The sequence below is a fragment of the Geodermatophilus arenarius genome (assembly GCF_042654585.1).
GTDB classification, from domain to species: Bacteria; Actinomycetota; Actinomycetes; order Mycobacteriales; family Geodermatophilaceae; genus Geodermatophilus; species Geodermatophilus arenarius.
The window spans coordinates 1-21650 of record NZ_JBHSGR010000016.1; the positions used below are offsets into that span (position 1 = coordinate 1).

Consider the following 21650-nt stretch of genomic DNA (forward strand, 5'->3'; position numbering starts at 1 on the left):
CGGGGGCCGCGGCGGCGGGCGCCTCCGTGGTGGGGGCACCGGCCGGGCGGCTGGCGGCACGCCGGCGCCGCGGGGCGCCCTCGGCCGGGGCGTCGGCGGCGGGGGCGGTCACCGGACCGCTGTTGGCGCCCCCGGTGACGGGGGCCTCGACCGGCGTGGCGGTGGCGGCGACGGCGTCGGCGCCCCGCGAGGCCGGGACGTTCGGGGCCGCGTCGGCCGGGGCGCCGGGCGCCGGGACGCTGCCCGGCGTCGCGCCGCCGACCTGGCGGGCGGAGATGGCGGCGACGAGGTCGCCCTTGCGCATGCGGCCCGTGCCGGGGATGCCCAGCTCGGCCGCGAGCCGCTGCAGCTCGGGGAGCAGCATGCCGGCCAGCCCACTGCCGCGGCGGCGGGAGCGGCCCGCCGTGCCGGTGGCCGCAGGTGCCTCGCCCGCAGCGCCCTCGGGGGCGCCGGTGGTGGCGAGGTCGGTGGTTTCGCTCACGTACAGGTCCTTCCCTGCGGTGGCCTGCGCCTACCAGCGCAGGAGGTGACCCGGCGCCGCCCCGTCCATCTGTTCCGGACAGGGGGGACGGCGGATCGAGTGGGTGCGGAGCGGGGATCAGCGTCGACAGGAAGGTCGTCTGCAACGTTCCGCGCGAGGCTCGCCCGAGGGGCGGCTACGCAGCAAGCCTAGGACTCGCCCCACGGACGGGACAACACCGCTGACCAGCGGAGTGTTCCTCGTTACGAAGACGATACCCCAGGCGTCACTCGAACCACTCGGGCGCCGCCGTGGTCCACCTCCAGGGGGTACACCCGCCACCCGTCCGGGGTGATCCCGCTCACCTCGCGCACCGCCGCCGCGTCCCCCGGGACGTCGTCGGGGTGCCGCCGCGCGAGCACGAGGACGCTGGGCCCGGCCCCGGACACGACGGCGGCGTGTCCGGCCGTGCGCAGCCGGTCGACCAGCGCGATCGTGTCCGGCATCGCGGCCGCGCGCTGCCGCTGGTGCAGCCGGTCGTCGGTGGCCTCGAGCAGCATCGCCGGCTCCGCGGTCAGCGCGTGCACCAGCAGTGCGGCGCGGGCGGCGTTGAACGCGGCGTCGGCGTGCGGCACCAGGTCCGGCAGCAGCGTGCGCGCGGTGTGCGTCGACAGGGTCGCCTCCGGCACCAGCACCACCGGCACGACGTCCTCGCTCACCGGCAGCCGGTCGGCCCGCGCGCCCTCGGGCGTCGTCCACGACAGCGTCGCGCCGCCGAGCAGGCAGGCGGCGACGTTGTCCGGGTGCCCCTCGAGCTCGTCGGCCAGCCGCAGCACCGCGCCGTCGTCCCGGACGTCGACGTCGGGGCACAGCTCGAACGCGCCGACCACACCGGCGACGACGGCCGCGGCGGACGAGCCCATCCCCCGGCCCTGCGGGATCGCGTTCTCCGCGCGCACGCACAGGCCCGGCGGCGTCCAGCCGAGCCGCTCGCAGGCGGCGCGGAAGGCCCGCACGACCAGGTGCCGCTCGTCGGTGGGCAGCTCCCCCGCGCCGACGCCGGACACCTCGACGGTGAGCCCGGAGTCGGCCACGGCGAACTCGACGACGTCGTGCAGCGTCAGCGCGAGGCCGGCGCAGTCGAACGCCGGACCGAGGTTCGCGCTGGTCGCGGGCACGCGCACCCGCACGGAGGACCGAGTGGCCACTCAGAGACCCAGCTGCGCGGCGGCCGCGGCGGCGTCCACCGGCACGGTGACCGGCGCGGGCGCACCGGAGATGGCCCACTCCGGGTCCTTGAGCCCGTTGCCGGTGACGGTGCACACGACGCGCTGCCCCGGCTCGAGCTCCCCGGCCGCGGCCACCTTGAGCAGCCCGGCGACCGACGCGGCGGAGGCGGGCTCGACGAAGACCGCCTCGCTGCGGGCGAGCAGCCGGTAGGCGGCGAGGATCTCGCGGTCGGTGACGGCGTCGATGCGGCCGCCGGACTCGTCGCGGGCGGCCAGCGCCTTGGTCCACGACGCCGGGTTGCCGATGCGGATCGCCGTCGCGATGGTGCTCGGGTTCTCCACCACCTGGCCGGTCACGATGGGCGCGGCGCCGGCGGCCTGGAAGCCGAACATCCGCGGCCGCCTCGTGGCCGGGCCGTCGGACTCGTACTCGCGGTAGCCCTGCCAGTAGGCGGTGATGTTGCCGGCGTTGCCGACCGGCAGGCAGTGCACGTCGGGGGCGTCGCCGAGGACGTCGACGACCTCGAAGGACGCGGTCTTCTGCCCCTCGATGCGGTACTGGTTGACGCTGTTGACCAGGCTGACCGGGTAGTCGATCGCCAGCTTGCTGGCCAGCGCGAGGCAGTCGTCGAAGTTGCCCTCGACCTGCAGCAGCTTGGCGCCGTGCACCAGCGCCTGGGCCAGCTTGCCGAGCGCGATCTTCCCCTGCGGCACGAGGACGGCGCAGACCATCCCGGCCCGCGCGGCGTAGGCGGCGGCGCTGGCGCTGGTGTTGCCGGTGGACGCGCAGATGACCGCCCGCGATCCCTCCTCGAGCGCCTTGGTGATGGCCATGGTCATGCCGCGGTCCTTGAACGACCCGGTCGGGTTCGCGCCCTCGACCTTGAGGAACACCTCGCAGCCGGTGCGCCGGGACAGCTCGACGGCGGGCACCAGCGGGGTGGCGCCCTCGTGCAGGGTGACCACCGGCGTCGTGGCGCTGACCGGTAGCCGCGACCGGTAGGCCTCGATCAGCCCGGGCCAGACCGGCGAGACGGCACCGCGCAGCGTCCCCGTCATGACAGACCCTCCACCCTCAGCACGCTGGTGACCCCGCGGACCGCGGGGACCTCCCGGAGCGCGGCGATCGTCGCCGACAGCGCCGCGTCGGGGGCGCTGTGCGTGACGATGACCAGCGTGGCGGCGTCGCCGTGCCCGTCCTGGCGGACGGTGGCGATGCTCACCCCGTGCTCGGCGAAGGCGGTCGCGACGGTCGCCAGCACACCGGGGACGTCGGCCACGTCGAGGCTGACGTGGTACCGGGTGGGCGTCTCGGCGATCGGCCGGGCCGGCAGGTCGGCGTAGGCGGTCGGCCCGGCCCCGGCGGCGCCGGCCACCCGGTTGCGGGCGACGGCGACCAGGTCGCCGAGCACGGCGCTCGCGGTGGGCTCGCCGCCGGCGCCCTGCCCGTAGAACATCAGCTGCCCGGCGGCCTCGGCCTCGACGAAGACGGCGTTGAACGCCCCGCCGACGGCGGCCAGCGGGTGCGACGTCGGGATCATCGCCGGGTGCACGCGGACGGCGACCGACTCGCCCTCCCCGTCCCCGTTGGCCGGCACCCGCTCGCAGATGGCCAGCAGCTTCACCGTGCAGCCGATCTCGGCGGCGCGGGCGACGTCGGTGGCGGTGACCGACGAGATGCCCTCGCGGTGCACGTCGGCGGCGGTGACCGCGGTGTGGAACCCGAGCGACGCGAGGATGGCGGCCTTCGCGGCGGCGTCGAAGCCGTCGACGTCGGCGGTCGGGTCGGCCTCGGCGTAGCCGAGCTCGGTGGCCTCGGCCAGCGCCTCGGCGAAGCCGTGCCCGGTCTCGGCCATCCGGGAGAGGATGTAGTTGGTCGTGCCGTTGACGATGCCGACCACGCGCCGGATCTGGTCGCCGGCCAGCGACTCGCGCAGCGGCCGCAGCAGCGGGATGGCCCCGGCCACCGCCGCCTCGTAGTAGAGGTCGACGCCGGCCTTGGCCGCGGCGGCGTGCAGCGCGACGCCGTCCTCGGCCAGCAGCGCCTTGTTCGCGCTGACCACGGACTTGCCGGCCTCGATCGCCGCCTGGATCAGCGTGCGGGCCGGCTCGATCCCCCCGATGACCTCGACGACCAGGTCGACGTCGTCGCGGGTGACCAGGCCGAGCGCGTCGGTGGTGAGCAGACCGGCGGGCACGTCGGGGTGCCGGTCGGGCCGGCGGACGGCGACCCCGGCGACCTGCACCGGGCGCCCGACGCGGGCGGTGAGGTCGGCGGCCTGCTCGTCGACCAGGCGCAGCACCGCGCTGCCGACGGTGCCGCAGCCGAGCAGGGCGACCTTGAGCGGTTTCACGAGCGGGCTCCCACCGGGTGCTCGGGCGCGGGCTGGTCGATCGCCGGGGACGGGGCGGGCACCGCGGCCAGCACCGCGTCCAGGGCGAACACGTCGGACAGTGTCTGACGCCGCACGATCTCGGTGGCGGCGCCGTCCCGCACGGCCACCACCGGCGGCTTGAGCAGGTAGTTGTAGTTGCTGGCCATCGACCAGCAGTACGCGCCGGTGGCGGCGACGGCGAGCAGGTCGCCGGGCTGCACGTCCGAGGGCAGCCACAGGTCGCGGACCAGCACGTCGCCGCTCTCGCAGTGCTTGCCGACGACGCGGCACAGCGCCGGCGGGGCGTCGGAGGTGCGGTTGGCCAGCACACAGGTGTAGCTCGCGTCGTAGAGCGCGGTGCGGATGTTGTCGCTCATCCCGCCGTCGACGGAGACGTAGTTGCGCACCTGCGGCCCGCCGTGGCCGCCGCCGCCCAGCCGGACCGGCTTGATCGTGCCGATCTCGTACAGCGTGACCGTGCCCGGCCCGGCGATCGCGCGGCCGGGCTCGACGGCCAGCCGCGGCACCGGCAGGTCCAGCGCGGCGCACTCGGCGGCGACGACGGTGCGCAGCCGGCGGGCGACGTCGGCGGGGGTGACCGGGTCGTCGTCGGACAGGTAGGCGATGCCGAACCCGCCGCCGAGGTTCAGCTCCCCCAGCACCTCGCCGGTGGCCTGGTGCACCTGCCCCATCAGCCCGACGACGCGGTGCGCGGCGGCCTCGAAGCCGGCGGTGTCGAAGATCTGCGAGCCGATGTGACTGTGCAGCCCGGACAGGTGCAGCGCGGGCTCGCGGATGACCCGCACGGCCGCGGTCAGCGCGTCGCCGGTGGCCAGCGAGAAGCCGAACTTCTGGTCCTCGTGGGCGGTGGCGATGAACTCGTGGGTGTGCGCCTCGATGCCGACCGTGGTGCGCACCAGCACCGGCACCGGGCTGCCGCCGGCGGCGACCCGCGCCTCGGCCATGGGCACCAGCCGGTCGATCTCGTCGAAGGAGTCGAGCACGACGTGGCCGATGCCGGAGTCGACGGCCAGCTGCAGCTCGACCAGCGACTTGTTGTTGCCGTGCAGCGCGATCCGCTCGGCGGGGAAGCCGGCGGCCAGCGCGACGGCGAGCTCGTTGCCGCTGCAGGCGTCCAGGTGCAGGCCGTCGTCGGCGATCCAGCGGGCCACCTGGCCGCAGAGGAAGGCCTTGGAGGCGTAGTGCACGTCGGCGCCGTCGAAGGCGGCCGCGAAGTCGGCGGCGCGGCCGCGGAAGTCCTCCTCGTCGAGGACGAACAGCGGGGTGCCGTGGGTGCGGGCGAGCTCGGTGACCGGCTTGCCGCCCACGTGGAGCTCGCCGTCGACCCGGCGGGCCGTGCGCGGCCAGACCTGCGGGTCGAGCGCGCCGAGGTCGGCCGGGGGCATCCCGGCCGAGGGCTCGGGGGCGAAGGCGCCGTGGAGCGGCCCCGCCGGGTGGGCCCTCACATCCGCTCCGGAGCGGAGACGCCGAGCACGCCGAGGCCGTTGCGCAGGACCACCGCGGTGGCCGCGCACAGCCACAGCCGCGCCGTGGTCAGCGGCGTCGCCTCCTCGTCGCCGCGGGGCAGGACCCGGCAGGCGTCGTAGAAGCGGTGGTAGGTGCCGGCCAGCTCCTCGAGGTAGCGGGCCACCCGGTGCGGCGCGCGCAGCTCGGCCGCCGAGGACACCACCCGCGGGAACTCGCCGATCGCCCGGAGCAGGTCGTTCTCCCGCTCGTGGGTGAGCAGCCCGGGATCGACGCCGTCCGCCTCCCCCAGCGCGAGGCCGAGGTCGGTGGCGTTGCGCAGCACCGAGGAGATCCGGGCGTGCGCGTACTGGACGTAGAAGACCGGGTTGTCGCTGGTGCGCCGGCTCCACAGCTCGACGTCGATGTCGATGGTCTGGTCCACCGAGGCGCGGGCCAGGGCGTACCGGGCGGCGTCGACGCCGATCGCGTCGGTGAGGTCGGAGAGCAGCACGATCGTGCCCGCCCGCTTGCTCATCCGGACCGGCTCGCCGTCGCGCAGCAGGTTGACCAGCTGGCCGATGAGGATCTCGAGGTGGGTGTCGGGGTCGTCGCCGGTGGCGGCCACCAGCGCCCTGTACCGGCCGACGTAGCCGGAGTGGTCGGCGCCGAGCATGATCACGACCCGGTCGAAGCCGCGGGACCGCTTGTCCAGGTAGTAGGCGCAGTCGGAGGCGAAGTACGTCGTCTCGCCGTCGGCCTTGACGAGCACGCGGTCCTTGTCGTCGCCGAAGTCGGTGGTGCGCAGCCACACCGCGCCGTCGGACTCGTAGACGTGCCCCTGCTCCCGCAGCCGGGCCAGGGCCTTGTCCACCGCGCCGGTGTCGTACAGCGACCTCTCGGAGAACCAGACGTCGAAGTCGACGCCGAAGCCCTCCATCGACCGGCGGATCTCGTCGAGCATCAGCGCGACGCCGCGGTCGCGGAAGGTCTGCCGCTGCGCGTCGTCGTCGCGGTCGAGGGCGTCGGGCACCTCGGCGACGACGGCGGCGGCGATGTCGGCGATGTAGGCGCCGCCGTAGCCGTCCTCGGGCACCGGCTCGCCCTTCGCGGCGGCCTGCAGGCTGCGCGCGAAGCGGTCGATCTGGGCGCCGGCGTCGTTGATGTAGTACTCGCGGGTCACGTCGGCGCCGCTGGCCTGCAGCAGCCGGCCGATCGCGTCGCCGACGGCGGCCCACCGGCTGCCGCCGATGTGAACCGGGCCGGTGGGGTTGGCGGAGACGAACTCCAGGTTCAGCCGCTGCCCGGCCAGCGTGGTGGTCCGGCCGTAGGCCTCCCCCGCGGTGACCGCCTGCACGGCGATCCGCCCCAGCGCGCCCTGCGCGAGGGTGACGTTCAGGAAGCCGGGGCCGGCGACGTCGACCCGGCCGACGCCCGGCTGCGCGCGCAGCTCCTCGGCCAGCAGGTCGGCCACCGCGCGCGGCGGCATGCCGGCGGGCTTGGCCAGGCGCAGGGCGACGTTGGTCGCGTAGTCGCCGTGCTCGGGGTTCCTGGGACGCTCGACGAGGACGTCGTCGGGGACGGCGACGGCGAGCGTGCCGCGCTCGACGACCGCCGCGACCGCGGTCCGGACGAGGTCGCGCAGCTGCTCGGGTGTCACTGCGTCATCGTAGGCAGCGTCCGCGACCCGGCTCCCCGCCGCACCCGAGTTGTCAGGGGGCGCACAGGTGCGCGACCTAGACTCGCGTGCCTGGAGGCAGGCGGGAGGCCTGCCGCGCCGGCGCGCACCCATGCTGCGCCACGACCGGCGGACGCACCACTCGACGAGCACTGAGGAGAAGCACGTGGCCAAGGACCGCAAGCCCGAGGCCGGCCGCGCCGGAGGCGGGTCGAGCCGGTCCGGGTCCGGTGCCCGTCCGGTGTCGACGGCCAAGTCGTCGGCCGGCGGGTCGTCGGCCCGCCCGCCCGCCGGCCGGAACGGGGGCCGCGGCCGCACCCGCCCGCCGACGCAGGTCGTGACGCAGCAGCGGCCGTGGGGCCTGATCGCCGCCGCCGTCGCCGTCGTGGTGTTCGCCGCCGCGGCCATCACCTACGCCGTCGTGCAGGTGCGGCAGTCCGACGCCGAGCGGATCGACGCCCTCGACGAGATCTCCGGCATCCAGAGCTTCGACTACGCCGCCGGCCAGGAGCACGTGACCACCCCGGTCGAGTACGAGCAGACGCCGCCGGTCGGCGGGCCGCACGACGGCGAGTGGGCCGACTGCACCGGCACCGTCTACGACGTCGACATCCGGCACGAGAACGCCGTCCACTCGCTGGAGCACGGCGCCGTGTGGATCGCCTACGACCCGGACGAGGTCTCCGGCGCCGACGTCGAGAAGCTCGCCGAGCTGGTCGACGGCGTCTCCGGCCGGCTGCTGTCGCCCTACGCCGGCCTCGACTCCGCGGTCAGCCTGCAGTCCTGGAACCACCAGCTGAAGGTCGACTCCGTCGACGACCCGCGGATCGAGCAGTTCGCCGACTTCCTCACCTTCAACTCCGAGGTCGAGGGCGCCTACCCCGAGGTCGGGGCCAGCTGCGAGAACCCGACCTTCATCAGCGACCCGCTCGTCACCGGCGAGGGCAGCCGCGGCACGGAGGCCATGACCACCGACGCCCCGACGACGCCGACCGCGGCCGCCGGGTCCCCCACGGAGTGAGCCCGCGATGACCGCCACCGCCACCCGCCCCGGGCAGGAGACCCCCGCGCCGGCGCCCCGCCCGCGCGGCCGCGGCCTGCGGGCCGCGCTCCTGGCCGTGATCGCCGTCGCGCTGGTCGCGCTCGGCGGCGGGCTGGCGGTGGGGCTCGGCATCGGGCAGGAGGCGACGCCGACGGCGAACTCCGTCGACGCCGGCTTCTCGCGGGACATGGCGGTGCACCACCGGCAGGGCGTGGAGATGGCCAACCTGGCCCTCGAGCGCAGCACCGACCCCGAGATCCGCCAGATCGCCTTCGACATCTCCAGCACCCAGACCAACCAGGCCGGGCAGATGGAGGGCTGGCTCGCGCTGTGGGGCCTCCCCCGCTCCGGCGGTGAGCACATGGCGTGGATGGGCGGCGGGCACGCCTCGCACGACACGCCCTCGACCTCCGGCTCCGGCGCGCTGATGCCCGGCATGGCCACCGAGGACGAGCTGGCGGCCCTGCGGTCTCTGTCGGGCACGGCGTTCGACGTGGAGTTCCTCCGGCTGATGATCCGCCACCACCAGGGCGGCTTCGACATGGCGCAGTACGCCGCGGGGAACGCCGCCGAGCCGGCCGTGCGGACGCTGGCCCGCTCCATCGCCGAGACGCAGACCGCCGAGGTGACGACGATGGTCGGCATGCTGACCGCGCGGGGCGGGACGCCGCTGCCGGCGCCCTGACCCGCCGCCGGGACGGGCGGGGAGGGCTGGTAACTTCTCTCCTGCCCCGAGCCCCCGTAGCTCAGGGGATAGAGCACCGCCCTCCGGAGGCGGGTGCGCAGGTTCGAATCCTGCCGGGGGCACACACCGGTGCTAACCGTTGGTCCCGTGAGCGGCTGACCGTTGGTTCCGGGCACGACGACGAGAGGCCCCGCCGGCCCCCTTGAGGGGCGCCGGCGGGGCCTCTCGCGCATTCGGAGGCGATGCGCGTGCCGCGGCGGCGGTGCGCGGGCGCGCCGGCGGCCCGCACCGGGCGGTCGCGGCCGGTCTGCGGGCACGCCGAGCGCCCCGGCGGCCCGAGGTGGGCGCGTCGGGGTGCCGGAGGTGCTGCGGCGGTGCGGTGGGGCGAGGAGTTGTGCCACGGGCTGTGGCACAACCGGCGGCTACGGGCCGGGCGGGCCGGCGGTGCGGGCGGCGGCACCGGCGGCGGCGCGGTCGTCGCCGGCGGCGGCGAGGGCCTTCTGCGCGGCGATGCGGGCGCGCAGCTCGTGCCGCAGCAGGGTGTGCATCCGCGGGCGGCGGGGCCGGCGGGCCGGGGTGGTGCCGGCGGCGGCGGTCTTGGCCTGCCGGGCGGTGAAGGTCTGCATCAGCCGCAGGTTGGCGGCCATCACGATGAACAGCGTCATCAGCGAGGTGCGGGCCAGGCCCATGACGCGGAACCGGCCGCGGGTGAGGTTCTGGCTGGCGTCGTTCTTGACGTTGCCGAAGATGCCCTCGATCCGGTTGCGCCGGTTGATGCTGTCCCACCACTCGACCGAGCCGTGCAGCAGCGGCTGCCAGAACGGCAGCTCGGCCATGCCGACGCGGGACTTCTGCTGCCCGCAGATCTTCGGCGGCCGCCCGCCCGGCGTGAACACGGTCGGGTCGGTGGTGGGCCGCCGCGGCGTGGGCGGCTTGGCCATCGAGGTGGGCTTGAGGTCGCAGCGCAGCGCGCCGAGGGCGTGCATCGCCTTGCAGCCGAAGTCCCAGCCGCCGTCGTCGCGGCGGCCGCCGATGGCGTGCAGCGCGTACGGGGCACGCTGGGCGATCCGGGCCTGGTAGGCGAGGATCGCCGCCTTTGACGCGCCGACCTTCGGCGGCTCGAGGTTGCGCAGGTGCGCGGGCAGCCGGGGGCTGAACGGCTGCCCGTCGACGACGATGGCGCCGTTGGCCAGCGGCGCCTTGTTGTTGCCCAGCTGCTGCTCGGTGAGGTGGTGCACGGAGTCGAAGCCGAGGGCGAACACCGGCCAGATCCAGTCGTCGCCGCGGTCGACCTCGGAGGTGTAGAAGCGGTCGGCGAGCAGGTCGCCGCGGGGCCGGTGCGGGCGGCCGGCGGCCTCGTCGGCGCGCTCGTGGTCGGCGACCATCCGGGTGAGCTGCTCCAGCGCGGCGACGCGGGAGTCGGCGTTGGCCGCGGTCAACTCGATCCGCTCGACCAGGCACGGCACGTCGTCCCCGCCGACCTCGGGCACCCGGACGACGCCGTGCAGCCAGTAGCCGTACCAGCCCTCGCCCTTGCCGTTCCACCGGGCGTCGGGGTCACTGACCAGCGCGGGGCGCTTGGGCTGGCGGTGGAACTGATGCGCCCAGGACGGCACGGCGGAGGCGTCGACGGCGTAGGAGCCGGTGTGCGGGGTGTCGGGCAGGGTGGAGTCCAGGCCGCGATCGAGCACGTACCGCAGTCGGGCGAGGCGCTCGAGCAGGACCTCGGCGTGCGCGGCCTCGAGCTCGGCGTGCAGCTGGCGGCGCAGGTCGCGGTTGTCTTCGCCGGGGTGCTCGGCACGGATGGCGTCGTGCGCGTCGCGCAGCGCGGCGACGTTGTGCGGGGAGTCCGGGGACGGGTCGACGGCGTGCGCGAGCTGGTTGAACAGCCGGGAGAACATCCGCTCGGTGACGGCCTCGGGCACGCCGAGGCGGTGCTTGTCGGAGGGGTGCAGCCCGTTGAGCAGGGCGACCGCGTCGCGGATGATCATGGCCTGCTCGGCGAGGGCGAGCAGCAGCAGCGCGACGAGCAGGGTGCGCACGCTCAGCGTGCGGGTCTTGCCGCCGGTGGGCCGGTCGGCCTGGGCGGGCAGCAGCGACTCGAGGTAGCCGATCAGCGGACCGCGGTCGACGGTCGCCTCGGCCAGCGCGACCAGGCTGCGCGGCACCTTCACGACGGTCACCTTGTCCGGACCGGTCAGCGGCGCGTCGTCGCTGGCGGCGGCGAGCGCGGCCCAGCTGCCGGTGGGGCCGCGCCGCACCGGCAGGGTGATCTGCACGTCCCCGTCGTCGAGGACCTCGTCGCCGTGGCCCTCGTCGTCGAGGACCTCGCCGGTGGTCGGGTCGATCCTCACGCCGACTTCCGGCCGGTGGAGGTGCGCGGGGCGTCGAGCAGGGGCACGCGCAGCGCGGGGTGGCGCAGCCCGGGCAGGGTGAGCTGCCCGGCGACCGGCAGCGGGCCGTCGGAGCAGCGCAGCGCGGTCTCGTAGGCGGCGTCGTCAAGCGCGGGCAGCCGGGCGAGCAGGTCGGCAAAGGTCTTCTCCCCGGTCAGGCCGGCGGCGGCGAGCACGCCGGCGAACGGGGCGCCGCCGGCGAGCACGGCGGCCAGCCAGGTGGCGCGCAGTCGGCCGGCGGTGAGCGGGAACCGGTCGGCGACCCGCCAGCCGGTGGCGATGACCAGGTCGCCGATGTCGGTATCGGCGCTCAGGTCGAGCAGCGGCGCGTCGCCGGCAGCCAGCGCGGCGTCGAGGATCGGCGCCTCGCAGGCGCCGAGGACGGGGATGCGCCGCGGGGTGGGGCCGGCGGTGGTGAACACCACCGCGTGCTCGGTGACCTGCACGGCGATGCCGGTCGCGCCGACCAGGTCGGCGCGCTTGGCGCCGGTGCCGCAGATCAGCCACACCAGCAGGGCGAGCCGCCGGCCCAGGGCCGGCTTGCCGTGTGTGGCGCAGAAGTCGAAGACCTCCTCCAGCTCGGCGGCGGTCAGCGGCTCCTGCCGGGGGTAGGCGGTGAACCGCTTCGGCGGGGGCGGGCTGGCCGGGACCAGCGCCCGGCCGATGGTGCGCAGCCGGCCGGCGTAGGAGGAGCCGAACCGGGCGGGCACGGTGTACGCGCTCTTGCCGCGGCCGATCCTGCCGCCGGCCAGCGAGGTGGCGACCGCGTGCGGGCCGTACCAGCCGGGCACGGTGCGGCTGGTGCCCGAGCGCAGGTGCACCCGGGCGTGCACGCCGAGCGCCCAGCCGATGCGGCGGACCTGCTCGCGGGTGCGCGGCACGAGGGTCGCCATTCCCAGGTGGACCAGGTCGGCGACGTCGGCCCACTCGGCGTCGGTGAGGCCCTCGGGCCGGTAGGCCAGCACCGCGGCGGCGATGCCGGACCTGCAGGCTGTTGTAGACCGGCTTGGCCAGCTGTCCGAGGAGGAGCTGGCCACGGCCGTGGCACGCACCGCCGCCGAGTTCGCCGCCGCGGAGGGCCACCCCGACCCGATCGCCGGCTACCCGCTGCCCACCGCATCACTGCCGGGCCGGCATGCCACGCCGGGGAGCGAGACCGCGGCGGCGTTGACCGCGCTGCTCGCCGCGTACATCGACCCGGCCCTTGCGCCGGTCGGGCGGCTGATGGACGTGCCGCCGGAGGTCGCCGCGCGGGCCCTCGCGCTCGCTCACGGACGTGATCGTCCACGCCGACCCGGGTGGGTCAAGCCGACGAGACGTCCGGCGCAGCAGCCCCGCGGTGCCTGACCACCGACAAGGGGCGTGGGGCTCGACGTCGGTTCCGGTGCAGGTCTCACCCGGCGGAGGCCATCCCCGGAACGCACTTCGAGCAGCGGGTGGCCGAGACCGGCTTCTCCCGCTTCCCGGTCGTCGCGGACGACGGCCGCCCGGTCGGCTAGAGGCGCGGCCTGCCCGTGACGTCTCTCACTGCCGCTTGTGGAAGATACCCCCGGGGGGTACAGCTTGTCTCAGATACCGCTCGGAGGTACCGCCCTGCCTCGCACGCCAGGAGTTCGCGCATGTCCGCCGCACCGCCCGCCCAGCCGCAAGCAGCCGAGGCTTCCTCCGCCGATCGTCGGCTGGGCCTGTCCTTGCTGGTCATCGCCACAACCCAGCTGATGCTCGTCCTCGACGACGGCATCGCGAACATCGCGCTGCCCAGCATCCAGGCCGACCTGGACATGCCGGCGGCCAGCCTGCTGTGGGTGATCAACGCCTACGTCCTGGTCTTCGGCGCGCTGCTGCTGTTCGGTGGCCGGGTCGGTGACCTGTTCGGCCGGCGCCGGGTGCTGCGGATCGGCCTGGTCCTGTTCGTCGCCGCCTCGCTGCTGGGCGGTCTCGCGCCGAACGGGACGCTGCTGATCGCCGCCCGCGCGCTGCAGGGCGTGGGTGCCGCGCTGGCCGCGCCCAACGCGCTGGCGTTGATCGCGACCACGTTCCCCGCGGGCAAGCCGCGCAACTCCGCGATGGCGGTCTACGGGGCCATGTCCGCGGTCGGCATCATCGGCGGGCTGCTGCTCGGCGGCGCCCTGACCGGGCTGCTGGACTGGCGCTGGGTCTTCTTCGTGAACGTGCCGGTGGGTCTGGCGGTGCTCGCCGGCACCGGCACCCTGCCCGAGGGCGGCCGTGGCCGGGGTCGGCTGGACACCCCCGGCGCGGTGACCGGCACCGGCGCGATGGTCGCCCTGGTTTACGGTCTCGCCCGCGCCGGCGAGCACGGCTGGACCGACGGGCTCACTCTGGCCGCGTTCGCCGCCGCCGCGGTCCTGCTGGCCGTCTTCCTGATGCTGCAGTCGCGCACCACCGGGCCGCTGCTGCCGCTGAGCCTGTTCGCCGACCGCAACCGCGCCGGGGCCTACGCCACCGTGCTGTTCATCGGCGCCGGGCTGATGGGCAGCTTCTACCTGCTGGCGCTGTTCCTGCAGCAGGTGCTGCAGTACGGAGCCCTGAAGACCGGCGTCGCGTCGCTGCCCTTCGCCGCCGGCATCATCCTGGCCTCGGGGATGGCGTCGAAGCTGGTCGAGCGTCTGGCGCCGCGCGTGCTGGCCGCGCCCGGGCTGCTCCTGGCCGCCGCCGGCATGGCGTGGCTGTCCCGACTGGACGTGGACCCCTCCTACGCCGTCGACATCATGCCGGCGCTGTTCCTCACCTCCTTCGGCCTCGGGCTGGCGTTCGTGCCGCTGACGCTGACTGCCGTGCACCGCGTCGCCGAGGACCGCGCCGGGGTGGCCTCGGCGCTGGTCAACATGGCCCAGCAGATCGGCGCCGCTCTCGGGCTGGCCGTGCTGACCACCGTCTCGACCACGGCCGCCGCCGCGCAGCTGCCCGAGGCCACCCGGGTGCTGCAGCAGGGCCAGGCCGGCGGGGACGTCGATGCCGTGGCCCGGGCCGGCGAGGCGCTGGCGCACGGCTACACCTCCGGCTTCCTCGCCGGAGCCGGCCTGCTGCTGGCCGCCGCCGTCCTCGTCGCCGCGACCGTCACCACCCGCGGCACCCAGCGGGCCGCCCCCGCCACCGGCGAGTCCCAGACGGCCACCGCCTGACGGCCGGAAACCCGCCCACTCTGCACGTGACCGACCGAGGAGCACCGATGGACCACTCCATGCACGACGGGCGCCCGACCGGCACCGCCCCCACCCGGATGGCCGTGTCCGCCACCCTGCACTGCCTCACCGGCTGCGCGATCGGTGAGGTCCTCGGCATGGTCATCGGGACCGCGCTGGGCTGGTCGGACGTGCAGACGATCGTGCTCGCCGTCGCTCTCGCGTTCCTGTTCGGCTACGCGTTCACCATCGGGCCGGTGATGCGCTCCGGCCTGGCACTGCGAGCGGCGATCCCCGTCGCGCTGGCGGCCGACACCGTCTCCATCACCGTCATGGAGATCGTCGACAACGCGGTCATGCTGCTGGTGCCCGGCGCGATGGACGCCGGCCTGGACAGCCCGCTGTTCTGGGGCGCGCTCGCCTTCGCGCTCGCCGTGGCCTTCGTCGTCACCGTGCCGGTCAACCGCTGGCTGATCGGCCGGGGCAAGGGGCACGCCGTAGTGCACCAGTACCACGGCGGCGGGCACGGGTCGCCCGAGCAGCACCCGACCGCCGGGGATCTCCACGGGCGCGACCACCACTGAGCCGCGCCCGACCACGGCGACCGCCGACGGCCTGCGTCCGCCCAGCGGAGGGCGGCCGTCAGGCGCCCTTGAGCTGGTTTCGGCGGGCGTAGGCGCGGGCGGCACGGGCACGGTCGCCGCAGCGGACCGAGCACCAGTGCCGGCGCCCGTGCGTGCGCAGCAGGTACCGGTTGCACGGCGGTGACGCGCACGCGGCCAACCGCTCGGCGTCGGGACCGGTGAGCAGGTCGGCGGCGTCCGCAGCCAGGACCGCCAGCGCGTGGTCGACGATCTGCGTCGTGCGGTGCGGCGGAGTCCGGTGCAGCCCGCGGGCCTCGTCCCACTGCAGCAGGGACGCCGTGGGCACGCTGGTCAGCGCCTCGTTGACGGCGCGCACGGCGGCTGCGGGAGCGGGGAGCCCGTCGATCCGCGACGCCAGCAGCGCCCGGACCTGCTCCCGCAGCGCCCGCAGCTGCGCCGCGCACTGATCCCGCAGGCCGGCGTCGGAGGGTGCGAGGTCGCGCTCGGCCAGCCACTCCGTCGCGGCCGTGGGCGTGCCCAGCAGCTCGAGGAACTGACCTCCCGGCAACGCCACGGCGCTGTTGGCGAAGTCCAGGGCGAGGTGCTGCTCGGCACCCGGCGCCGGCGGCAGGACGCGGTGCGCGGACTCGGCGGTCACGGCCTCCAACATGGTTCTCATGGTACGCCTTGCGATCTTCCGTGAGAACCGTCTACCGTCGCCTCACGGAAGATCCGATTCATACCCGTGAGGTGTCACCTTGACCGACGTCCGTCCCACCGCCGACCAGATCCCCGTCCGGGTCCTCAGCGGCCCGACCACCCTCATCGAGTACGGGGGCCTGCGGTTCCTCACGGACCCGACCTTCGACGCTCCCGGCGAGTACCCGCTGGGCCCGGGCCTGGTGCTGACCAAGACCGCTCCCTGCCCGGTCGGCACGGCCGACATCGGCGCCGTCGACGCGGTACTGCTCTCCCACGACCAGCACCCCGACAACCTCGACAACGCCGGCCGCGAGCTACTGGCCGACGTGCCGCTCACCCTCACCACGCCCAGCGGCGCCGAGCGCCTCGGTGGCACCGCCCGCGGCCTCGCCCCGTGGGACACCGTCGAGCTGCCCCGTCCCGACGGCGGCACCGTGACGGTGACCGCCGCCCCCGCCCAGCACGGCCCCGAGGGCTGCGAGCCGATCACCGGCGAGGTGATCGGCTTCGTCCTGACCGCCAGCGACCTGCCCACCGTCTACGTCAGCGGTGACAACGCCTCACTGGACCTCGTCCGCGACATCGCCGACCGCGTCGGCCCGGTGGACACCGCCGTGCTGTTCGCCGGCGCCGCCCGCACCCCGTTCTTCGACGGCGCGCTGGTCACCGTCGACGGCACACAGGCCGCCGAGGCCGCGCAGATCCTGGGCGCCCGCCGGGTCGTGGCCGCCCACTGCGACAGCTGGGGCCACTTCACCGAGAGCCGCGACGACGTCGCCGCCGCCTTCGCCGCGGCAGGGCTGGCTGATCGGCTGCAGCCCGCCTGACCCCACCTGGGGTGGTCGGGAGCGGCACACGCTGCCCGCCGCCCTGGAGAAGTCGGCCGTGCCCGGACCCGTGGACAGCGACTTTCGCCCGCGGGCCGGGGCACGTCTGCAGCGAGCGTGTAAGAAGTCGGCGGAAAACGTGTAAGAAGTGAGCCGGACGGCATGCTCGCTGCTGGTCAGAGCAACGGTTAGCACCTCACACACGGACCCACCAGGACGGCCCGGACGGAATCCCGTCCGGGCCGTCCTGCGTCCCGGCCCGCGGTCAGCGCGCGCGGAAGGGGCGGTAGCCGCCCCCGTACTGGACCGGCGCCGGGCCGGGCCACGCCCCGTCGCCGTCGGTCACCGCCCCCTCGGCCCCCACGCCGAGCAGGGTGCGGGTGACCTGCTGGGTGGAGTCCAGCAGGTCGTCGAGGGCCCGGTCGAGGTGCCCCGCGGTGACCGCGACGACCGGGTCCTGCTCGTGCAGCGCCTCGAGCACGGCGCGGCGCAGCAGCTCCTTGAGGAACGACGCCGTCACGCCCTCGCTGCGGTCGACGGCGCGCGTCACGTCGTCGTCGGTCAGCCGCAGCGGCACCGCCCGGCCGTAGAGGAGCAGCAGCCGCCGGCGGGCCGCGGCGTCGGGGAGGTCGACCTGCACGGCGACGTCGACGCGGCCCGGCCGGGCGGCCAGCGCCGGCTCCAGCAGGTCGGCCCGGTTCGTGGTCAGGACGAACAGCAGGTCGGCGTCGGGCGCCGCGCCGTCCATCGCGTCGAGCAGGTCGAACAGCACGGGGCTGCCGCCGGGACCGAAGGAGCGGTCGGCGGCCACGAGGTCGACGTCCTCGAGCACCACCACGGCCGGCTGCAGCTCGCGGGCGAGCTCGGTGACCGAGCCGACGACGCCGAGCGAGCGCCCGGTGAGCAGCAGCCGGGTGTAGTCGCCCATGCGGCCGAGCAGGTAGCGCACGGTGTGCGTCTTGCCGGTGCCGGGCGGGCCGTAGAGCAGCAGCCCGCGCTTGAGGTGCTGGCCGGCGGCGCGCAGGCCGGCACGGTGCCCGGCCACTCCCAGCGCGTGCCGCTCGACGCGGTCGAGGACCGCCGCGGGCAGCACGACGTCGTCGCGCGTGAGGTCCGGCGGGTCGAGGAAGGTGAGCGCGACCTGGCCGGACGGCGTCGGGGTCACCTCCACCAGCCGGCCCCGGTAGACGTTCAGCTCGCGGCGCAGCCGGTCGAGCTCGGCCAGGACGGCCTGCGCCCGCTGCACCGGCAGGCCGGCCACCTCGACGCTCATCGTCGGCCGGTGCTCCCCCGCCTCCTGCACCAGGAGGACGTAGCGGCCGTCGTCGTCGGTGACGAGCAGCAGCGCCAGGCGCAGGCAGGCCAGCGTCGACCCCGGGCCGTTCGGGAGGTCGACCACCGCGGGCGCGCTCAGCCGCACCGGGGGCAGCGCCTCGCCGGTCATCAGCTGCTGCAGGTCGATGCCGACGTAGTGGGGCGGGAGGACGACGCCGCGCACCTCCACGGAGCGCCCGGGCGCGGCGCTCCACGCGTCGAGCGCGGTCTGCAGGTTGACGTGCTCGAAGGCCGGCAGCTCCCGGGCCACGACCGACTGGCCGAGGCCGGCGGGGCCGAGCGTCCCCTGCACCAGCGCGACGACCTCGTTGCCCGCCGCGGGACCCGACAGCTGCAGCCAGTCGAGCAGGGACCGCAGCCCCGCGGCGAACTCCCTGACCTCGTCCTCCGACGCTCCCGCCACCGCGACCCCGCTCCCCTCGACCCACGTGGCGGCGGAGCGTAGCGATCGCCGGCCCGGCGTGTCGCCGGGGAACCCGGGGCTGGCCCCGCCCGCGTGGCGGGGCCGGCTCCCGCGCTCATGCGGTCTTCGCCGGGCGGTCGAAGCGCCAGCCCTGCTCCCGCAGCAGCGGGACCAGCCGGTCGACGGCGTCGACGGTCTGGCTGCGGTCGCCGCCGCCGTCGTGCATCAGGACGACGGCGCCCGGGGTCACCCCGTCCACGACGCGGCGGACCAGCTCGTCGGTGCCCGGCGGCTCCCAGTCGCCGACGGCCAGCGCCCAGCCCAGCGGCTGCATGCCCAGCTCCGCCGCGACCTCCGGCGTCTGCCCCCAGCTCCCGTAGGGCGCGCGGAAGAACGGGATGTGCGCGCCGGGCACCGCCTCGCGGATGACCGCGGACGTGGCCTCGAGGTCGGCGCGGATCTGCTCGGGCGTCCAGCCGGCCATGTCGTCGTGGTGCATCGTGTGGTTGCACAGCGTGTGGCCGTCGCGGGCGATCGCCCGGGCGACCTCGGGGTGCTCGCGGACGTGGTCGCCCCACAGGCAGAACGTCGCCTTCACGTGGTGCTCGCGCAGGACCTCGAGCAGGCGGTGGGTGTCCGGCGGGTTGGGCCCGTCGTCGAAGGTCAGGGCGACCGACCGGTCGTCGTGCCGGGTCGTCGTCACGACCTCGGCGGTGGGCTGCCCGGCCTGCGCCGGCGGTGCGGCGGTCAGGAGGAGACCGGCCGTGAGGGCGGGGACGGCGAGGCGGACCAGGCGGGCGGGACGGCGCACGGGAGCTCCTGTCGGCGATCGGCGGGGCGTCTCGGTTCCCGGGAACTTCCGGAACGAGCGCGGCCGAGCGTGGCACCCGTCACAGCCGAGGGCAAGCGCGGACCGGCACCGGAGGGCGTCCCCCGAGGTCGGGACGGCGAGTCGCGGCGGGTCGGTCAGCGCGGGGCGGCGGTGCTGTCGCGCACGACGAGCCGGGTGGCCAGCTCGACCTTCGGCCCCTCCAGCCGCTCGCCGTTGACCAGCCGCAGCACGGTGCGGACGGCCAGCTCCCCCATCTGCCCGAGGGGCTGGTGCACCGTGGTCAGCGGGGGCGAGGACCACGCGGCCTGCGGCAGGTCGTCGAAGCCGACGACGCTCACGTCGTCGGGGACCCGCAGCCCGCGCCGGCGCACCGCCTCGTAGACGCCGAGCGCCATCTGGTCGCTGGCGGCGAACACGGCGGTCGGCGGGTCGGCCAGCTCGAGCAGCTGCGCGGCGGCCCGGGCGCCGGAGGCGTAGTCGAACTCGCCGGGGACGACCAGCCGCGGGTCCGCCGCCAGGCCGGCGAAGTCCAGCGCGGCCCGGTACCCGTCGAGCCGGGCGCGGGTGCACCACAGCCCGGGCCGGCCGGCGACGTGGGCGATCCGCCGGTGGCCGAGCGCGGTGAGGTGCTCGGTGGCGGCGACCCCGCCGGCCCAGTTGGTCGCGCCGATGGTGGGGACGTCGAGGTCGGGCAGGCCGGCCGGGTCGACGACGACCGCCGGCAGGTGCAGCCCGCGCAGCTCGCTGTGCAGGTCCGGGTCGAGCGCGGTGGTGACCAGGATGACGCCGTCGCTGGCCCGCGCCCGGACGTTGTCCAGCCACAGCCGGGCGGAGCTGCGCCGCCGGTGCACGGCGGAGACGACGGTGCCCACCCCGGCGGCGTGCGCCGCCTGCTCGACGCCGCGGATGACCTCCAGCGCCCACGGGCTGTCGAGGTCGTCGAAGACGAGGTCGACCAGGCCCGCCCGCTCCTCCCGGTGCGGGCCGCGGCGCTGGTAGCCGTGCTCGCGCAGCAGCCGCTCCACCCGCTCCCGGGTGTGCGGCGCGACGTCGGAGCGGTGGTTGAGCACCCGGGAGACGGTGGGCACGGACACGCCGGCCTTCGCGGCGATCTCGGAGATCGTCACGGCATGGCGCTGGGTGTCCGTCACGTCCCCTCCTCCGGGCCGGCGGCCAGCCTACGGCGGTCCCCCGACACGTACCGCCGCTCCGGGCGCCCCACCCCCCTGCGAGGGACCGCAGAAGTTCCGGTAACTTCCGGAAGTGACGCGGGCCACAGGGCCGTGCCCGCGCACCGGACGTCCTTGGAGGGACACCGTGAAGCGAGTTCTCCGACTGGCCGCCGCCACGTGCGCCGCCTCCGCCCTGCTGTCCACCGGCGCCCAGGCCTGGGCCGCGCCGGCGGGCGGGGGCACCGGCACCGCTCCCGGCTACGACAAGCAGGACACCCTGCGCCGCCTCGCGCCGCAGGACCTCGTGATCGGCAGCGCCGTCGCCGGCGGCGGGCACCACGTGGACATGCCCTACCCCGACCCATTCCCGAACGACGCGCAGTACCGCGAGGTCCTCGCCGAGGAGTTCAGCTCGCTGTCGCCCGAGAACCAGATGAAGTGGGAGTTCCTGCGCCCGCAGCGGGACGTGTGGAACTTCGGGCCGGCCGACGAGATCGTCGCCTTCGCCCGCGAGAACCACCAGGTGGTGCGCGGCCACACGCTGCTGTGGCACAGCCAGAACCCCACGTGGCTGGAGCAGGGCGACTTCTCGCCCGAGGAGCTGCGCGAGATCCTGCGCGAGCACATCCAGACGGTGGTCGGCCGCTACGCCGGCCAGATCCAGCAGTGGGACGTGGCGAACGAGATCTTCACCGACCAGGGCCAGCTGCGGACGGAGGAGAACATCTGGATCCGCGAGCTGGGCCCGGGGATCATCGCCGACGCCTTCCGCTGGGCGCACGAGGCCGACCCGGAGGCGAAGCTGTTCTTCAACGACTACGGCGTGGAGGGCGTCAACCCCAAGAGCAACGCGTACTACACGCTCATCCAGCAGCTGCAGGCCGAGGGCGTGCCCGTCGACGGGTTCTCGGTGCAGGGGCACCTGAGCATCCAGTACGGCTTCCCCGGCGACCTGCAGCGGAACCTGCAGCGGTTCGACGACCTGGGCCTGGAGACCGCCGTCACCGAGCTCGACGTCCGCATGGTGCTGCCGCCCGGCGGCGAGCCCACCGCCGAGCAGCTGCAGAAGCAGGCCGACTACTACGGCCGGACGCTGGAGGCCTGCCTCGCCGTCGAGGACTGCAACTCCTTCACCCTCTGGGGCTTCACCGACAAGTACTCCTGGGTGCCGGTGTTCTTCCCCGCCGAGGGCGAGGCCACGGTCATGGACGAGGACTTCGTCCCGAAGCCGGCCTACACCCGGCTCCAGGAGGAGCTGGCCGAGGCCCGGCCCGGCCGGCAGGTCACCGAGCGCTGACCGTCCCGCCCGTCGCGCCGCCCGGCACC

The 21650-nt window shown here is 75.3% G+C and carries 19 protein-coding genes and 1 tRNA gene; 8 read left to right on the forward strand and 12 right to left on the reverse strand.

The annotated features are described in order from the left end of the window. From ACFO3M_RS14695 to argS, 6 genes are all read right to left on the reverse strand, one after another. Positions 1-481 (reverse strand): Rho termination factor N-terminal domain-containing protein (locus ACFO3M_RS14695; RefSeq protein WP_387990067.1); only part of this gene is annotated, 481 nt, incomplete at its 3' end. 242 nt (positions 482-723) lie between these two features. Then, positions 724-1638: a homoserine kinase gene (gene thrB / locus ACFO3M_RS14700; RefSeq protein WP_387990070.1), complete on the reverse strand. Its 915-nt coding sequence runs from the start codon at positions 1636-1638 to the stop codon at positions 724-726. 30 nt (positions 1639-1668) lie between these two features. Beyond that, positions 1669-2748: a threonine synthase gene (gene thrC / locus ACFO3M_RS14705; protein ID WP_387990073.1), complete on the reverse strand. Its 1080-nt coding sequence runs from the start codon at positions 2746-2748 to the stop codon at positions 1669-1671. Further along, entirely contained in the window at positions 2745-4043 is a 1299-nt protein-coding gene (locus tag ACFO3M_RS14710) for a homoserine dehydrogenase (protein WP_387990076.1), read from the reverse strand. The genes thrC and ACFO3M_RS14710 overlap by 4 nt, the downstream gene beginning before the upstream one ends. After that, entirely contained in the window at positions 4040-5530 is a 1491-nt protein-coding gene (gene lysA, locus ACFO3M_RS14715; protein ID WP_387990079.1) for a diaminopimelate decarboxylase, read from the reverse strand. Before lysA ends, ACFO3M_RS14710 begins: the two co-directional genes overlap by 4 nt. Beyond that, positions 5527-7188: an arginine--tRNA ligase gene (argS, locus tag ACFO3M_RS14720; RefSeq protein ID WP_387990082.1), complete on the reverse strand. Its 1662-nt coding sequence runs from the start codon at positions 7186-7188 to the stop codon at positions 5527-5529. Before argS ends, lysA begins: the two co-directional genes overlap by 4 nt. A gap of 184 nt (positions 7189-7372) precedes the next feature. On the opposite strand from argS, the gene ACFO3M_RS14725 reads away from it, so the two are divergent. From ACFO3M_RS14725 to ACFO3M_RS14735, 3 genes are all read left to right on the forward strand, one after another. Continuing rightward, complete coding sequence (locus ACFO3M_RS14725; RefSeq protein WP_387990085.1) at positions 7373-8227, forward strand: DUF3105 domain-containing protein; 855 nt, start codon at positions 7373-7375, stop codon at positions 8225-8227. A 7-nt stretch (positions 8228-8234) separates the two neighbouring features. Beyond that, complete coding sequence (locus ACFO3M_RS14730; protein ID WP_387990088.1) at positions 8235-8933, forward strand: DUF305 domain-containing protein; 699 nt, start codon at positions 8235-8237, stop codon at positions 8931-8933. A gap of 50 nt (positions 8934-8983) precedes the next feature. Further along, positions 8984-9055, forward strand: a tRNA-Arg gene (locus ACFO3M_RS14735). Positions 9056-9355: 300 nt separating this feature from the next. Here the strand turns inward: ACFO3M_RS14735 and ACFO3M_RS14740 are convergent. Next, a complete protein-coding gene (locus ACFO3M_RS14740) occupies positions 9356-11287 on the reverse strand; it encodes a hypothetical protein (protein WP_387990090.1) in 1932 nt (643 codons plus the stop codon). Further along, entirely contained in the window at positions 11284-12291 is a 1008-nt protein-coding gene (locus tag ACFO3M_RS14745) for a hypothetical protein (RefSeq protein ID WP_387990093.1), read from the reverse strand. The genes ACFO3M_RS14740 and ACFO3M_RS14745 overlap by 4 nt, the downstream gene beginning before the upstream one ends. 10 nt (positions 12292-12301) lie before the next feature. Between ACFO3M_RS14745 and ACFO3M_RS14750 the strand changes: the two genes are divergently transcribed. The 3 genes from ACFO3M_RS14750 (at position 12302) to ACFO3M_RS14760 (ending at position 15053) form a co-directional block, all read left to right on the forward strand. Continuing rightward, positions 12302-12673: a hypothetical protein gene (locus ACFO3M_RS14750; RefSeq protein ID WP_387990095.1), complete on the forward strand. Its 372-nt coding sequence runs from the start codon at positions 12302-12304 to the stop codon at positions 12671-12673. 272 nt (positions 12674-12945) lie between these two features. Beyond that, positions 12946-14469 (forward strand): MFS transporter, encoded by a 1524-nt coding sequence (locus ACFO3M_RS14755; RefSeq protein WP_387990098.1) that lies wholly within the window; start codon positions 12946-12948, stop codon positions 14467-14469. 47 nt (positions 14470-14516) lie between these two features. Next, positions 14517-15053: a DUF4396 domain-containing protein gene (locus tag ACFO3M_RS14760; protein ID WP_387990101.1), complete on the forward strand. Its 537-nt coding sequence runs from the start codon at positions 14517-14519 to the stop codon at positions 15051-15053. Positions 15054-15111: 58 nt separating this feature from the next. On the opposite strand, the gene ACFO3M_RS14765 is transcribed toward ACFO3M_RS14760, so the two are convergent. Beyond that, positions 15112-15723, reverse strand: a complete 612-nt coding sequence (locus ACFO3M_RS14765; RefSeq protein ID WP_387990104.1) for an ABATE domain-containing protein — start codon at positions 15721-15723, stop codon at positions 15112-15114. 88 nt (positions 15724-15811) lie between these two features. On the opposite strand from ACFO3M_RS14765, the gene ACFO3M_RS14770 reads away from it, so the two are divergent. Beyond that, positions 15812-16582 (forward strand): MBL fold metallo-hydrolase, encoded by a 771-nt coding sequence (locus tag ACFO3M_RS14770; protein WP_387990107.1) that lies wholly within the window; start codon positions 15812-15814, stop codon positions 16580-16582. Between the two features lie 265 nt (positions 16583-16847). Here ACFO3M_RS14770 and ACFO3M_RS14775 read toward each other — a convergent pair whose 3' ends face one another. The 3 genes from ACFO3M_RS14775 to ACFO3M_RS14785 form a co-directional block, all read right to left on the reverse strand. After that, the gene (locus tag ACFO3M_RS14775) at positions 16848-18320 is read right to left on the reverse strand and encodes an AAA family ATPase (RefSeq protein WP_387990110.1); all 1473 of its coding nucleotides are present in this window, start codon (positions 18318-18320) and stop codon (positions 16848-16850) included. Between the two features lie 115 nt (positions 18321-18435). Continuing rightward, positions 18436-19131, reverse strand: a complete 696-nt coding sequence (locus ACFO3M_RS14780) for a polysaccharide deacetylase family protein (protein ID WP_387990113.1) — start codon at positions 19129-19131, stop codon at positions 18436-18438. A gap of 155 nt (positions 19132-19286) precedes the next feature. Beyond that, the gene (locus ACFO3M_RS14785) at positions 19287-20303 is read right to left on the reverse strand and encodes a LacI family DNA-binding transcriptional regulator (protein WP_387990116.1); all 1017 of its coding nucleotides are present in this window, start codon (positions 20301-20303) and stop codon (positions 19287-19289) included. Positions 20304-20469: 166 nt separating this feature from the next. Here ACFO3M_RS14785 and ACFO3M_RS14790 point away from each other — a divergent pair, with 166 nt between their 5' ends. Further along, positions 20470-21621 carry an endo-1,4-beta-xylanase gene (locus ACFO3M_RS14790; RefSeq protein ID WP_387990119.1) on the forward strand — a complete coding sequence of 384 codons (1152 nt, stop codon included), beginning with the start codon at positions 20470-20472 and terminating at the stop codon, positions 21619-21621. The last annotated feature ends 29 nt before the right edge of the window (positions 21622-21650 follow it).

Coding starts and splice junctions, on each gene's coding strand:
- ACFO3M_RS14760 (WP_387990101.1), top strand. CDS start 14,517: ATGGACCACTCCATGCACGACGGGCGCCCGACCGGCACCGCCCCCACC.
- ACFO3M_RS14755 (WP_387990098.1), top strand. CDS start 12,946: ATGTCCGCCGCACCGCCCGCCCAGCCGCAAGCAGCCGAGGCTTCCTCC.
- thrC (WP_387990073.1), bottom strand. CDS start 2,748: ATGACGGGGACGCTGCGCGGTGCCGTCTCGCCGGTCTGGCCCGGGCTG.
- ACFO3M_RS14765 (WP_387990104.1), bottom strand. CDS start 15,723: ATGTTGGAGGCCGTGACCGCCGAGTCCGCGCACCGCGTCCTGCCGCCG.
- ACFO3M_RS14730 (WP_387990088.1), top strand. CDS start 8,235: ATGACCGCCACCGCCACCCGCCCCGGGCAGGAGACCCCCGCGCCGGCG.
- ACFO3M_RS14750 (WP_387990095.1), top strand. CDS start 12,302: ATGCCGGACCTGCAGGCTGTTGTAGACCGGCTTGGCCAGCTGTCCGAG.